Origin of the sequence: Hyphomicrobium sp., assembly GCF_003987855.1 — a bacterium.
Classification (GTDB): domain Bacteria; phylum Pseudomonadota; class Alphaproteobacteria; order Rhizobiales; family Hyphomicrobiaceae; genus Hyphomicrobium_B.
On record NZ_RXIZ01000014.1, the window covers coordinates 115,890 to 131,193 of the forward strand.

10 protein-coding genes are annotated in these 15,304 nt (G+C 60.2%); 6 read left to right on the top strand and 4 right to left on the bottom strand.

Annotated features, from left to right (window positions below; all coding sequences use genetic code 11):
• Positions 1-442 precede the first annotated feature (442 nt).
• The 5 genes from rpmI to EKK30_RS12725 all read left to right on the top strand — a co-directional run bounded on the left by rpmI (position 443) and on the right by EKK30_RS12725 (position 6,187).
• On the top strand, positions 443-643 hold the full coding sequence (gene rpmI / locus EKK30_RS12705; protein WP_013946006.1) for a 50S ribosomal protein L35: 201 nt from the start codon (positions 443-445) through the stop codon (positions 641-643).
• Positions 644-742: 99 nt separating this feature from the next.
• Positions 743-1,120 (top strand): 50S ribosomal protein L20, encoded by a 378-nt coding sequence (gene rplT / locus EKK30_RS12710; protein WP_290985619.1) that lies wholly within the window; start codon positions 743-745, stop codon positions 1,118-1,120.
• 159 nt (positions 1,121-1,279) lie between these two features.
• Positions 1,280-2,347: a phenylalanine--tRNA ligase subunit alpha gene (gene pheS / locus EKK30_RS12715; RefSeq protein ID WP_290985626.1), complete on the top strand. Its 1,068-nt coding sequence runs from the start codon at positions 1,280-1,282 to the stop codon at positions 2,345-2,347.
• 10 nt (positions 2,348-2,357) lie between these two features.
• Positions 2,358-4,790 (top strand): phenylalanine--tRNA ligase subunit beta, encoded by a 2,433-nt coding sequence (gene pheT / locus EKK30_RS12720; RefSeq protein WP_290985629.1) that lies wholly within the window; start codon positions 2,358-2,360, stop codon positions 4,788-4,790.
• A gap of 32 nt (positions 4,791-4,822) precedes the next feature.
• A complete protein-coding gene (locus EKK30_RS12725) occupies positions 4,823-6,187 on the top strand; it encodes an NAD(P)/FAD-dependent oxidoreductase (RefSeq protein ID WP_290985632.1) in 1,365 nt (454 codons plus the stop codon).
• 153 nt (positions 6,188-6,340) lie between these two features.
• Here the strand turns inward: EKK30_RS12725 and EKK30_RS12730 are convergent, their stop codons facing one another.
• From EKK30_RS12730 to EKK30_RS12740, 3 genes are all read right to left on the bottom strand, one after another.
• Positions 6,341-7,579, bottom strand: a complete 1,239-nt coding sequence (locus EKK30_RS12730; protein WP_290985635.1) for a lytic murein transglycosylase — start codon at positions 7,577-7,579, stop codon at positions 6,341-6,343.
• 100 nt (positions 7,580-7,679) lie between these two features.
• The gene (gene mbfA / locus EKK30_RS12735; RefSeq protein WP_290985637.1) at positions 7,680-8,636 is read right to left on the bottom strand and encodes an iron exporter MbfA; all 957 of its coding nucleotides are present in this window, start codon (positions 8,634-8,636) and stop codon (positions 7,680-7,682) included.
• 133 nt (positions 8,637-8,769) lie between these two features.
• Entirely contained in the window at positions 8,770-9,306 is a 537-nt protein-coding gene (locus EKK30_RS12740; RefSeq protein ID WP_290985638.1) for a hypothetical protein, read from the bottom strand.
• 179 nt (positions 9,307-9,485) lie between these two features.
• On the opposite strand from EKK30_RS12740, the gene lepA reads away from it, so the two are divergent.
• Positions 9,486-11,288: a translation elongation factor 4 gene (gene lepA, locus EKK30_RS12745; RefSeq protein ID WP_290985640.1), complete on the top strand. Its 1,803-nt coding sequence runs from the start codon at positions 9,486-9,488 to the stop codon at positions 11,286-11,288.
• A 35-nt stretch (positions 11,289-11,323) separates the two neighbouring features.
• Here lepA and EKK30_RS12750 read toward each other — a convergent pair whose 3' ends face one another.
• Positions 11,324-15,277, bottom strand: coding sequence for an AsmA family protein (locus EKK30_RS12750; protein WP_290985642.1), 3,954 nt, complete (start codon positions 15,275-15,277; stop codon positions 11,324-11,326).
• Positions 15,278-15,304 lie beyond the last annotated feature (27 nt).

Genomic DNA, 15,304 nt, shown 5'->3' on the forward strand with positions numbered 1-15,304 from the left:
ACGCCCAGTATCCCCCTCGCCTCAGCCGGCTGATCAACGCATTAACCTTGTACTTGGTTCGGTCGTATCCATACGGATTTTCGCGATATCTGCGTGAAAAGCAGTCCGGCGGGTGCGGATTTTCGCACAATCGCAGAAGCTGTTGCGAAAAACGCAACAGTTCCGTATAAGCCTCTCCAGAGCCGCCCGGCGAGGCATGCCGTGGCGGTTCTTATGCTTTGAAAATTAAGCGGAAACCGCAAAAGCATCCCTTCGCAGGACCGGCAGTGTCGCAGCTGCCGAGAGTGGAAGCATCGCAGGGTGTTCTTCACTTCGGCTCCCTATGAGCCGTGGCCACGACTGTGGCCCGCGCTTCGGCGCGCCCCCGCGGAGGGCCAGGATGCAAAGCGCGTCAGCGCGAGCAGCCGGTGCGGACCGTGAGCGAGAACCAAGGATAAGCAAAATGCCTAAGTTGAAGACGAAAAGCGGCGCGAAGAAGCGCTTCAAGATGACTGGCACGGGCAAGGTCGTCGCCGCCCAGGCCGGTAAGCGTCACGGCATGATCAAGCGCACGGCTAAGTTCATTCAGAAGGCCCGCGGCACGGGCGTGCTGAACGACTCTGACGCCAAGATCGTCAAGAAGTACATGCCCTATAGCCGCTGACGCGGTTTTTCTTCCCGCTTCCCCTCCGCGTCGCGGAGCTGTCTGGAGGCGCGAGAACCGAACAAGCATCTTGAAGTCACTTACCTGGAGATCTGATCCATGGCCCGCGTAAAACGTGGCGTTACCGCCCACGCCAAGCACAAGAAAGTCATCAAGGCCGCGAAGGGCTTTTACGGCCGCCGCAAGAACACGATCCGCGTTGCCAAGCAGGCGGTCGAAAAGTCCCAGCAATACGCCTATCGCGATCGCAAGCGTCGCAAGCGCAACTTCCGCGCTCTGTGGATCCAGCGCATCAACGCGGCCACCCGCGAGCACGGCCTGACCTATGGTCGATTTATCAACGGCTTGACGAACCTTGGCATCGAAGTCGATCGCAAGGTGCTGTCGGATATCGCCATCAACGATCCGGCAGGCTTCAAGGCGCTGGTCGACAAGGCTGCCGCTGCTGCCAGCTCGCCCGTCGCGAAAGCGGCCTGAGCAAGTTTTCGTCTGCCTACTCTGACGTCATCCCGCGACAGCGGGATCCCTCCAAGCCAGACCGAACTGCACGACCGATCCTTGGACGGATCCCCGCCCCGGCGGGGATGACGTTGGTAGCTGCGCAATTCTGCCACTCTACCCACGTCGGACGTGCAAATGAGCGACGACCTCTCAAAACTTGAAACCGAGCTGCTTGCTGAAATCGCCGGAGCGGGTGATCTCGCGGCTCTGGATGCCGTGCGTGTTTCCGCTCTTGGCAAGAAGGGGCGGGTTTCCGAGCTGATGAGTAAGCTTGGCTCGCTGCCGCCGGAGGAGCGCAAGACGTTCGGTCAGACGGTTAACGGGCTGAAGACCAAGGTTGCAGAGGCGCTGGACGCGCGCAAGAGCAGTCTCGAAACTGCAGCTCTCGATGAGCGCCTGAAAACGGAGCGGGCGGACGTCACTCTCCCTGTGCGACTTGGGCCGGTTGCAGAGGGCCGCATTCATCCCGTGTCTCAGGTCCTCGACGAGGTCGTGGAGATCTTCGCGGACATGGGCTTCTCGGTTGCCGAAGGTCCGGACATCGAGACCGACGAGATGAACTTCGACAAGCTCAACATCCCCGCCGAGCATCCTGCCCGGCAGGACCACGACACGTTCTACTTCTCGCCCAAGGCGGATGGTTCGCGCCTGCTTCTGCGCACGCACACAAGTCCCGTGCAAATCCGGACAATGGTATCGAAGAAACCGCCGATCCGGATCATTGCGCCGGGCCGTGTCTACCGAATGGACAGCGACCAAACGCACACGCCGATGTTCCACCAGGTGGAAGGTCTCGTCATCGATGAGACAACCCACATGGGGCACCTCAAATGGGTGCTGCAGGAGTTCTGCAAGGCGTTCTTCGAGGTCGACGAAGTGAAGATGCGGTTTCGCGCGTCGCACTTCCCGTTCACGGAGCCGTCGATGGAAGTCGACATCGGCGCCGAGGCGATCGGCAAGCCAGGTCAGTGGCTCGAGATTTTGGGCTGCGGGATGGTGCATCCCAACGTGCTCAGGAACTGCGGGTTGGATCCGGAGAAATACCAGGGCTTCGCGTTTGGCGTCGGCCTCGACAGGCTGACCATGCTGAAGTACGGCATCCCGGACCTGCGCTCGTTCTTCTCAGGCGACTTGAAATGGCTGAGCCACTACGGCTTCTCGATGCTCGACGTGCCAACCCTCGGCGGCGGCCTGTCGAACTAAGGACGAGACAATGAAATTCACGCTCTCCTGGCTCAAAGATCACCTCGAGACGGACAAGTCCGTCGATGAGCTGGCGACAACGCTGTCGGCAATCGGTCTCGAGGTCGAAGGCGTCGAAGACCCCGCAAAGAATCTTGGTCCGTTCAAGATCGCGCGCATCGTTGAGGCCAAGAAGCATCCCAACGCGGATAAGCTGCAGGTCGTGCAGGTCGAGATCGCCAAGGGCCAACCCCTGATGGAAGTCGTCTGCGGAGCACCTAATGCGCGCGCGGGCATGGTCTCGGTGTTCGCGCCGCTCGGCACCTATATTCCCGGCTCGAAGATCACATTGGAGAAGAAGCCAGTTCGCGGTGTTGTCTCGAACGGCATGATGTGCTCGGCTGCCGAACTCGAGCTATCGGAAGAGAGCGATGGCATCCTCGATCTGCCCGCGGACTGGGCCGATGAAGTGGGCCAGGCGTACATCGATATCGCCGGGCTCAACGATCCCGTCATAGAGGTTAAGCTGACGCCGAACCGGCCGGACTGCACCGGGGTTCGCGGCATTGCGCGCGATCTCGCCGCGGCCGATATGGGCACTTTGAAACCGGAGCCGAAGCTCGCGCCGCTCAATGAAGTCTTCGATTGCAAAATTCCTGTCAAACTTGAATTCACGCCCGATACGGCAAATGCCTGCCCCGTCTTTGCCGCACGAACCATCCGCAACGTCACGAACGGCGCGTCTCCAGACTGGATGCAGAACCGGCTGAAGGCTGCGGGCCTGCGCGTCATCAACGCCCTCGTCGATGTCACGAATTACATCTCGCTCGATCGCGGCCGCCCGCTGCATGTCTATGATGCACACAAAATAAAAGGCGCGCTGCACGCTCGCCTGGGCAAATCCGGTGAAAAATTTCTCGCGCTCGATGGCAAGGAATACACCGTCGACGAGACGATGTGCGTGATCGCCGACGATACCGGACCTTTGGGGCTCGGCGGTGTGATGGGCGGCGAGAGCACCGGCTGCACGCCAGAAACGAAGGCGGTCCTCATCGAGAGTGCCTATTTCGATCCCGTCCGCACGGCCGCCACGGGGCGCAAGACAGGATTGGTCACGGATGCGCGTTACCGATTCGAGCGCGGCGTCGATCCGGCGTCTGAGCGACCGGGCCTTGATCTCGCAACAGACATGATCCTGAAGTTCTGCGGTGGCGAACCTTCGAAAGCCAAGGTCGCCGGCAAGGAGCCGATCGAGGAGCGCGTCATTCCGTTCGACTTTTCGCGCGTGGAGAAGCTGTCAGGGGTTAAGCTCAGCGCTGAGGAGATATCCAAAACGCTGACTGCGCTCGGCTTCAAAATTTCGGGAAAGCCGGAAGCTGCCAAAGTCACGGTGCCGACCTGGCGGCCAGACGTCCATGGACCTGCCGATCTCGTTGAGGAGATTGTTCGCATTGCCGGGCTTGACCGCATTCCCGCAACGCCGTTGCCGCGCGTCGATGGAATTGCGCGAGCTGTTCTGACGGATAAGCAGAAGCGGGCGCGGCGGGCACGGCGTCTTCTGGCGGCGCGCGGTCTCGTCGAGGCCGTTACGTGGAGTTTCATCCCGAAGGCGGAAGCAGAACACTTCGGCGGCGGCGCGCCCGAACTCGATCTCGCCAATCCGATTTCGGTCGAGATGTCCTCAATGCGACCAAGCCTGCTGCCGGGATTGCTCACCGCGGTGAAGCGCAATCGCAACCGCGGTACATCGGACACCGCCTTATTCGAACTCGGCCAGGCCTACCGTGGCGAAAAGCCCGACGATCAGTATCTGAGTGCGGCGGGCGTGCGCGCAGGAACCTCTCATCTCACCGGCGCAGGCCGGCATTGGGAGGGTAACGCGAAGCCGGTCACTGCGTTCGATGTCAAAGCCGACGTTTTTGCCGCGCTGGCTTCGCTCGGCGTTGATCCGGCGAAGGCCCAGATAACGCGCGACGCTCCGCACTGGTACCACCCGGGCCGCTCCGGCGCGCTGAAGCTCGGACCGAAAACGGTGCTCGCCTACTTCGGCGAAGTTCATCCTGCGACCCTCAAAGCGCTCGATGTCGAAGCGCCCGTCTCCGCGTTCGAGATTTTTCTCGATGCGCTGCCGCCGGAGAAGAAGAAGTCGCGAGCCCGACCCGCGCTCGCCGCTTCGGATTTGTTGCCTATAACACGCGATCTCGCCTTCATCGTCCCGAAGGACGTGGCCGCCGGTGACGTTATGAAAGCGGCGGCAAATTCCGATAAGGCCTTGATTGCGGCTGTAAACGCCTTCGACGTTTTCGAGGGAGGCAATCTAGCCGCTGAGGGCAAGAAATCGATTGCCGTCGAAGTGACGATTCAGCCTGCGACTGAAACCCTCACCGATCAGGCTATTGAAACGATCACGCAAAAAATAATTACCGATGTTAGAAAGGCGACCGGCGGAGAATTACGCTCTTAGGCCGCCGTCATGACACTGCGCATGAGGCCAAAATGAATTCGCTTCCCCCCGCGACCGCAATGCAAGCCGAGAGTGCGACGGAAAAAAAGCCCTACCGCATCGTCATTGTTGGCGGCGGTGCTGGCGGGCTGGAGCTCGCGACGCAGCTCGGTAACAGGCTCGGGCGATCTGGCAAGGCCGAGATTACCCTGGTCGATCGTTCGCGCACGCACATCTGGAAGCCGCTGCTGCACGAGATTGCAGCGGGCAGCATGGATACGGGCCGCCACGAAGTAGCGTACCAGGCGCAGGGACACTGGCACGGCTTTCGCTATCGTTACGGAGAGATGATTGGTCTCGACCGTGCGAACAAGCGCGTGCACCTCAGCGCGACGTACGACGAAGACGGGCGTGAGATCACGCCCGATCGCTGGTTTCCCTACGACACCCTCGTGATCGCCATCGGCAGCATCTCGAACGATTTCCGGACACCGGGCGTCAAAGAAAACGCGATCATGCTCGACACGCCAGAGCAGGCCGAGCGCTTCAATCGCCGTCTTCTTAACGCGTGCGTACGTGCCTACGCGCAGCCGGGGCCGGTGCGACCGGGCCAGTTGCACGTCTCCATCATCGGTGCCGGCGCTACCGGCACAGAACTGTCGGCAGAACTGCATCACGCCGCGCGCGGGCTTGTGGAGTTCGGTCTCGACAAGATTGATCCCGAGAAAGACTTCAAGATCACGCTCATTGAAGCAGCCCCCCGAATCCTACCGGCTCTCCCCGAACGGCTTTCAATTGCAACAACCAACATCCTGAAAAGCATCGGGGTGGAGGTTCGCACCGGCAGTCCGGTGACGCAGGTGACCGCGGAAGGCGTGACGCTTGCGAACGGCGATTTCATTCCCTCGGAACTCGTCGTGTGGGCGGCGGGCGTCAAAGGTCCTGACGTCATTTCCAAGCTCGACGGTCTGGAAGTCAGCCGGATGAACACGCTCGTCGTGAAGCCGACGCTGCAAACGACGGTTGACGACAATATCTTCGTCATCGGCGACGCCGCTTATCTGGTGCCTGAGGGTCAGACGGCGCCGATCCCACCGCGTGCGCAGGCGGCGCACCAGCAATCGAGCCATTTGGTCAAGCAGATTCAGCGCCGCATGAAAGGCGAGACCGAGCTTGCGCCGTTCAAGTACACGGATTTCGGCTCACTCGTCTCGTTGGGTAAATACTCGACGGTCGGCAACCTGATGGGCTTCATCGAAGGCAAGTCGATACGCATCGAGGGCTGGTACGCGAAACTCATGTACCGCTCGCTCTACAAGATGCACGAGATTGCTTTGCACGGCTGGATCAAGGTGATCCTCGATACGATTTCGCGCTTGTTGACGCGGCGTACCGAGCCGCAGGTCAAGCTGCACTAATCAAGGGCGCGTGCGACTTTGCTCCGCAAAGCCGGCCGCACGCTTAGCCTCGTTTGGCGCGTGCGACTTCGCTCCGCAAAGCCGGCCGCACGCTTAGCCTCGTTTGGCGCGTGCGACTTCGCTCCGCAAAGCCGGCCGCACGCGCATTAGAATTCAGCTACGTTCCTTGAGCGCGCTGAGGAGTTCGGCGGTCGGATAGCTGTCGGCAGGAAGGCCATACTTGATCTGGACGTCCTTTACCGCTTTGCGTGTTCCCGCGCCGAGCTTGCCATCGATCTCGCCGACGTCGTAGCCGCGCCGCTTCAAAAGGCTTTGCAGTTCCTTGATCTGCTCATAGCCCAGCGATGCAACATTGCCGTCCGCCTTCGTCAGGTTGGGAGCGCCGGCCATGCGCGCCGCGAGGTGCGCGGCGGTGAGCGCATACGTCAGAGACTGGTTCCACTGTGTGTAAACATCGAAGTTCGGGTACGCCAAGAAGGCCGGACCGTCGCGTCCCATTGGCAGTACGAGCGAGGCCGGCAGATTATCGGCGGGCAATTCCTTGCCTACGCCTTTCACTCCCCACGCGACCCACTGCGAACGCGGCAGTTTGATCGCGAGGTCGGCTTTGTCCCACGGGAGCGACTTCGTAACACGAACCTGCTCGATCCAGGGCTCGCCGCGCTTCCATCCCATCGATGAGATGAACTTCGCTGTCGAGCCTATCACGTCGGCGTTGGATCGGATGAGATCGACGCGCCCGTCGCCGTCGTAGTCGACGCCGTAATTCAGATAGTGCTGCGGCAAGAACTGCGTTTGACCAAGTTCGCCCGCCCATGAGCCGATCATCTCGTCGGGCGTCAGATCACCGCGCTCGACGATCTTCATCGCCGCTTTGAGTTCGTTGCGGAAGAAGTCGCCACGCCGGCAGTCCCATGCGAGCGTCATCAGCGAGCGTAGGACCGACAGCTTACCCATTCCGCCGCCGAAGTCGCTTTCGAGCGCCCAGAAGCCGGTGATTACCGGTCCGGGAACGCCGTACTCCTGCTCAGCGCGATCAAAGATCGGTTTGTAGCGGGCAAGATATGAGCGGCCCATCTGCTCGCGATTTTTTGTGGCGAGCTTGAAATAGAATTCGATGAACGTCTGAGAGAAAAATCCCTGCTTGCGATCGCGCGCGATCGTCCCCTGGTCGGGCGTCAGGCCGCCGATCGTTTGCTCGATCGTCTCCGGGCGAATGCCTTCCGCCTCTGCCTCGCGTTTGAAATCCGCAAGCCACTTATTGAATGGGATCGTATTCTGGCAGTTGCGCTTGTTGGCAGGTGGGGGTGGCGTATTCTCCGCGTCCGCACGCGGGGAAAAACCCGCGAGCATGACGAGTGCCATCGCTGAAACGATAAAACCTGCGCGCATGGGGGGATGCCTTCGGCCGTTGACGAGCGTCAGCACTTTGCCGACAGGCAGGACAGCGTCAAGAGACTGTGGCCTGAATGAGGCCTTTCGCCCATTGGCGTTAGGCGTTGCCGATCAGAATGCCTACGGCAAAGACGATCAGCCCGCCCACGACGACGTCGAGCGCCGCTCGCCAGAATTTCGTATCCATGAACTTCGCTCGGATTCCGGCGATGACCCAAAGTTCGATGAACACGACGATGATCGCGATCGTTGTCGCCGTTCGAAATTCTGGAATGAGGTAGGGAAGGGTGTGGCCTAGGCCGCCCGCGGCCGTCATCACTCCCGTCACCGAACCGCGCAGCCAGGGATGTCCGCGGCCCGAGATTTCGCCATCATCCGAAAGAGCTTCGGCAAACGCCATGGAGATGCCCGCGCCGACGGAAGCAGCTATGCCGACAAGAAATGTCTGCCAAGTATTATGAGTTGCAAAAGCGGCCGCAAAGATTGGCGCCAACGTCGAAATTGAGCCGTCGATGAGACCTGTCAGCCCAGGTTGCACGTACTGCAGTACGAACGAGCGACGGGCTGTCTGCGCCTCGTCCAATCGCGCCTCACTCGTCAATTCCTCGTCGGCGACGTGTTGGGCAATTCCGATATGTTCGTTCTCGGCAGCGATTAGATCGCCGATGAGCTTGCGAATTTCGGCGTCGGTGGTTCGTTTTAGGGAGGCTTCGTAAAATGCGCGCGTTTCGCTTTCGATGGCCTCGGCTTGACGACGGACCTTTTCGATCCCAAGCGGACGCACCATCCAAATCGGCTCGTGACGGACGAAGCCTTTGACGTCTTGGCGGCGGATTAGAGGAATATGATCGCCGAACTTTGACCGGAACACATCGATCAGGCGGCGGCGATGCTCATTCTCCTCTTCGCCCATCTCGGTAAAGATTTTCGCCGAAGCTGGATAATCGGCGACGAGGCCTGCAGCGTAGTCGGCGTAGATGCGGCCATGTTCTTCCTCGAGAGAGATCGCGAGAGCCAATATCTCGCGCTGATCAAGATCTTCAAACCGCCGCATCCGATGCCCCATAGATTAGAATTATTCTAATTCTATGCCCTGCTGTGCCGAGGCGCAAGCAGCTGCGTGCCGAAACAAAAAGCGCCGGCCATAGGGGCCAGCGCTTCATCGGATTGGGTTCCAGCGATTAATGTCAGCGCGAGTTGGGCTTGCCCGGACCGCCTTTCATCGCGTTCTGTTGCGCGTCAAGCCATGTGGACATTGCCTGCTGCCAACCCTTCTGCCACATCTCAGCGGTCTTCATCCAAAACTCGATGGGATTTGAAGCCCCAGCAGCGAAATCCGGCATCGCTGGGAAACCAGCGGGCGCTCCTGGAAATGGCGAACCCGCGCCAAACCCCGGCACATTGGGGATCGGAAATTGCCCTGGCGTGCCGACCGCCTTCACCTGCTTTTCCCAGGCTTCCATCACTTGATCGACGGCCTGGAGCTGCATCTTCGAGGCGCTTTGCATCTGGCGACGGCTCAATTCGACATAATCTGTCGGCCAACCCAGCGATTTGGCGGCTTCGGCCATCTTGTCGAAGACTGCGTTGCTGTTCTTCTCGCTCATTTCTGCCAGTTCGGCGCGCCAGTTGGACATGGCGTCGAAAGCTTGAATTACGGCTTTCTTCGCATCCTCTCCGAGCTTTGTGAAAGCCGGATTGGTTTCAAACGGTGAATTCGCCATATCGCTTCTCCAGGGTGCTGATCAGCATCGAAATCGACGGGTAGCACATATTTTTCGCACACCCCCCACTCGCTTGCCACCCTCTTATGGTGCATGCGGCGATCAAAACGGCTCGGAACCTTGGGCGAATACTTAACGCCCCTTTTGCCAGTCAGTTCCGGGTGCTATGAGCCCCGCCCATGACAGACATTTCACACATTCGCAATTTTTCCATCATCGCCCACATCGACCACGGGAAATCCACGTTGTCGGACCGGCTTATTCAGCTGTGCGGCAACGTCTCCAACCGCGAAATGAAGGAGCAGATTCTCGACTCGATGGACATCGAGCGCGAGCGTGGAATCACGATCAAGGCGCAGACCGTTCGTCTCGACTACAAGGCCAAGAACGGTGAACTCTATCAGCTCAATCTGATGGACACGCCAGGCCACGTCGACTTCGCCTATGAGGTCTCGCGATCGCTTGCGGCGTGTGAAGGCGCGATACTCGTCGTCGACGCGAGCCAAGGCGTGGAAGCGCAGACGCTTGCGAACGTTTATCAGGCGCTCGACAACAACCTGGAGATCCTTCCCGTACTGAATAAAATCGATCTCCCTGCGGCCGACGAAGACCGCGTGAAAACGCAGATCGAGGACGTCATCGGCATCGACGCCTCGAGCGCCATCGGTGTTTCGGCGAAGACCGGGCTCAACGTCGAAGCCGTTCTCGAAGCGATTGTCGAACGGCTACCACCGCCCAAGGGCGAGACTTCGAAGCCGCTCAAAGCGATGCTGGTGGACAGCTGGTATGATGCTTATCTCGGCGTCGTCGTTCTTGCGCGCGTCATCGACGGCATGTTGAAGAAGGGGCAGCGCGTCAAGCTCATGTCGACGGGCGCCTCATATCAGATCGAGCGCGTCGGCATCTTTCGCCCGAAGCAGGAAATGCTTGATCAGCTCGGACCCGGCGAAATCGGTTTCTTCACGGCCGCCATCAAGGAAGTCGCCGACACACGCGTGGGCGACACCATCACGGATGAAAAAAATCCGGCAGCGGAAGCGCTACCAGGCTTCAAACCGGCACAGCCCGTTGTGTTCTGTGGACTGTTCCCAGTCGACGCCGCCGATTTCGAAGACCTTCGCGAGGCGATGGCGAAACTCCGGCTCAATGATGCAAGCTTCTCGTTCGAGACTGAAAGCTCGGCTGCGCTTGGCTTTGGTTTCCGCTGCGGCTTTCTCGGATTGCTGCATCTGGAGATCATCACGGAGCGCCTGGAGCGCGAGTTCAATCTTGATCTCATCACCACGGCGCCAAGCGTCATCTATCATCTGCATATGAACGACGGGTCGATGATCGAGATGCACAATCCGGCGGACATGCCGGATGTCGTGAAGATTGATCACATCGAGGAGCCCTGGATCGAGGCGACGATCCTCGTGCCCGACGACTACTTGGGCGCGGTGCTCAAGCTATGCCAGGATCGCCGCGGTCGCCAAAAACAGCTCACCTACGCCGGCTCGCGCGCCATGGTCGTTTACGAGCTTCCGCTCAACGAGGTCGTGTTCGATTTCTACGATCGGCTGAAAAGCGTTTCGCGCGGTTACGCGTCGTTCGACTACCACATCAATGATTACGAGGAGGGCGACCTCGTCAAGCTGTCGATCCTCGTCAACGCAGAGCCAGTCGACGCGCTGTCGATCATCGTCCATCGTGGGCGGGCGGAGAGCCGCGGTCGCGCAATGTGCGAGAAGCTCAAGGAGCTGATACCGCCGCACCTGTTTCAGATTCCAATCCAGGCGGCGATTGGCGCCAAGGTCATCGCGCGTGAGACGATCCGAGCGCTGCGCAAGGACGTGCTGGCGAAATGCTACGGCGGCGACATCAGCCGGAAGCGGAAGCTGCTCGACAAGCAGAAGGCCGGCAAGAAAAAGATGCGGGAATTCGGCAAGGTCGAGATTCCCCAGGAAGCCTTTATCAACGCTCTCAAGATGGACGATAACTGAGCGCCGGCCATCGTGCAGGTTTCAGGCCGCTTGCTTCAGGGAAAGCCGCCGAGCGATTTCATCATCTCGTCCGCCGAGGTTCGCCGCTTCACGGGCTTGGGCGGGGCATTGGCCACTGAGGGCCGAACAGCCGGCGTCGGCTTGGGAACCCCAACACCCGTTGCTTGATCAACGACGACGGGTTGACCTGACGTGCTTTGGGCTCCATTTGGATTGCCAGCCGCTGGTGTTGTTGTGTTCTGCGGCTGGGGCGCCGCCGAATCTAATGTTTGAGCCCCCGGCTGCTGCTGCGGCGAAGGCTGATTACCGAAGAAATCGTCCTGATTGCCGCCGTTGGGGGATGGCGGGACCGTGCCCGCCGCATCCGGAGCGACAGCTTGCGGCTGCTGCTGCATTGCCTTCTGCTGGGCCGCTGCACGGGCTGCCGCTTCCTTCTTCCGGCGCTCCCTTTCGAGGCGGGCGCGTTCTTCATCGGCGCGCCGGGCCTGCTCGAGTTCTTCGACATTGCGCTCCATTTGGCGCACGATGAGCTCACGCTGGAGGCTGGCAACATCGGCGGTCGCCGAGATCGCTGCCAGATTGTCGAGGCGGCCTTCGTAAAGCACGAGGGCCGGAGGCAGCGGACCCTTTGCGGGCGCGCGTGTATTCGAAGAAGTCGTTGGCGGACCTGCCAGAGCTTGGACGTTCGCCGTCAATTGAAACGAGGCATTCATTGCAAGGGTCGTTAGATCGGCGGTCGCTGTGCCCTCGACTGTGCCGTCAGGGCCTTGGAACATAAGCCCGCCGACCTTCAAAGCTCCGTCGGAAATTGCGATGGCGAAGTCGCGATCATCGAGCGGAATGCTGGAGTTTCCGACAGCGGCGACGAAGGCGTCTGCGAGCGCGCGTGCATCGCTCGGGAGCTTGCCCGCCAGCACGTCATCGACAACGGCTGTGGCCGTGGTGGGTCCCGGCCCCGAGATGCCAGCGCCGGCGAATTTCGCGGTACCAGATCCCGCCATTACCGCAACAAGGCCGGCCGGACTTTGGGCGCGAGCTTCGGTGTGCAGGTCGAAGGTCCCGGTGCCCTTCCCGTTTCTGCTGATCGTTGCCAAATGAGCTTGCTCAAGCTTCAGATCGGATACGAAGGCGACGCCGTTGGAAGCTTTTTCGAGGCTCGCTTGGCCGGTGAGCTCACCGCCAGCGGCTGCCGCCCGGATGTCGCTGAACGTTAGTTTCCCCGGCGTGATCGCGACATTCATCTGGCCTTCGCCAGTCGCCAAGCCGCCGTTGACCTCAAGAGATTTGAACACGACCTTCAGGGACGCCGTCGTGTTGCCGAGGACGGAGAAATCGAACAAGCCCTCGGACCATATCGAATGATCATCCGCGCTCGCGGGTGCGCCCGGCACGTTGGGATTTGTCGGCGCCGCCGCGACAGAGGGCGCCTTGGTCATACTGGCCAAAATTCCAGGGACAGCAATACGATCAGTGGAAATCGCGCCATTGATCGTGGTTGCGCCAGCATTGGAGGTCGCCGTCACTTGGCCAGACAGGTGAGCCTTACCCCAGGTGAAGTTCTCGCCTGCGATGGTCCACGTTCCCTTCGCACTACTTACGTCCAATCTTCCGTTTGTCGACGTCCCGCTAGCGCCGCTCGGCAAAGCGAAGCCAACAAGCGCGAGGGCTTGGTCGGCTTGGCCGCCTTTGATCGCGAGGGTGCCCTTGAGGCCCATGTCCGAAGCTTCCGGCCACTGCAGGTGACCGCCGAAGCGCAGATCGAGATCTGCGGATGAGACTTGAAGATCCGTGATCGCGTCCAAAGCAAGCGTTCCTGTCGACACCAGCGCCAAACGTGCCGGTGCTGCGGGCTGACTATCGTCGCGGCTGTCGCGCCCCAGCACGCCCAGCAGAACAGCCATTGATGAGCTATCGACCGTCACCTGCACTTGACTGGGCGACGAACGCCAGCTCTCCAGACCGCCATCGAACTCAGCCTGGCCGTTCAAGCGCGCGCCGCTCAACGTACCGTCAAAGGTCAGGTCGGCACTTTTCGGCGCACGATGGCCGAGCCGCAGCAGACCAGCAATCTTGCCGTCCTTAACACCTTGGAAGCGATCCTCGCCAATGGCGTCGGCAAGCCCGGTCTTTCGCAGAAAGTCTCGCATCGCATCTGGTGTTGCGCCGACGAAATCGTAAGACACGGTGCCCGTTGAGCCCGTAGCGTGCCGCTCGATCCTGCCCTCAAGGCCGATCTCAAGCCCGTTAGATGTCGAGAGTTTTGCCACGGGGAAACTGACCGCATCGCCTTCAATGGCGAAAGACACGTCCACGTCCCGGTAGCTGTCGTCCCCATCGATCAAACGACCGGCGATCAAACGAATGCGGACATCGCCGGGAAGCTCTGCCTTCGGATCAATGCCGTCGTCAGCTGCCGCTACCAGGCCAAGTGATTTGCGAAACTCCGTGTGGAGGGCGGCCGCGATCTTGGGAAAGACTTCACGCGTGTCGAGATCGGCGGCCTGAAGCGTCAACTCAGTGTGCTCCCGATCGCCGTGAATGATTTTCACTTCACCCGCAAGCGGGTGGCCCGAGATATCGCCGGAGGCCTCGGTCAGAATGAAATGCGTCTCATCGATGTCGAGTTTACCCGCAGCCGAATACGGACCATCGGCATTGATATCCAAGGGAACGCCGGACTTGTCGGCCCATGCCTTGAAGCGACCGAAACTGCCGCCCCCAATGAAGCCATTCCCCACAAATGCGAACTTGCCGGCTTTGCTCTTAAGGTCGCCGGCTAGATCAAGCCGCGAGCCGCCCGGCAGGCTCACCTTGAAGGTCTTGAGATGCGTTATGTTGCCTTGACGGCTCGCATCGACAGACAAGCCGCCCGCGTTCTCGCCGCCGATCTTGACCTGCTCCAGGTTGATTTTCGCCGATGCGGCCGTGTCGCCGGCAACGGATTGCATCAATCCGACGACCAGCATCTTCAGCTTTGTGAAGCCAGCGCTGCCTTTGCCCGCACCGGCAAGTGCATCGATGTCGAGCCATTTCGATTGGAGCGAAACGTCGAGTTGCGGTGACGACGACCAAGACGCGTTGGCGGAGCCCGAAATGGTCTGCGGCTCGGTGACATTTTCGAGGGTGAGTGTCAGATCCTCGAATTTCGCGCCGCGCGCGTCTGCCGTCAGATCGGCTTTCAAATCGAGAAGCGGCGGCGCTGCGCCCCCCGCGACCGGAACAATCGCAGTGCCGGGAACCTGGAGCTTGCCAGTCCATCGGCCCTTAAATGCCGCCTTCTCGGAAATGTTCTGTATGCGGCCGTCGAGTACGAAGAGGTTCGGCGAACGGTCCGCCCGTGCCGAAAGCTTCAAGGCCAGTGCGCCATCGCTCGCCGGCACGTCCGTTGCGAACTTCACGTCATAACCGGCGCCACCCCACGACGCGTCGCCCTTATAGCGGAACGGGCCTTTCAAACCGTCGGCGGAAAACTGGCCGTTAATGCCATCTACCGTTCCGATGCGCTCGGAGGTGGCGTTGTATATCGAGACCGCGCCGTCCGTGATCTGCACCGATCGCAGCGCGACGTCGCGAGGAACGAATGGCAGGTCGCCAGGCTTCAATTCGAGCTTCGTCCAGTTGCCGACACCGTTTTCGTCGACCGAGAGACTGAGAACCGGCTTTTCGAGTTCGATCTGGCTGGCTTCGAGAACGCCGCGCAAAAGTGCGGGTACCGATAGCCACATCGTGAAGCTATCGGCGCGGACGAAGGGCTCTCCGGTTTGCCCGGTAATGCTGGCGATGCGGAGTTTTTCGAAACGAACGTAAGGAACGGGAAGAATCTTGAGATTGACGTTGCCGCTCACGCGGACGTCGCGCCCCAAAACCTTGGACGCCTCCTCCTCGAAGACGCCGCGGTAGCTGTTCCAATCGACAAAAGTCGGAACGGCAAAAAGCGCCGCGAGAATAGCGACGAGAAGTGCGCCAAGAAATAAAAGCCCGTTGTTCATGAACGTCTCTAGAGCCGTGCTCACTAC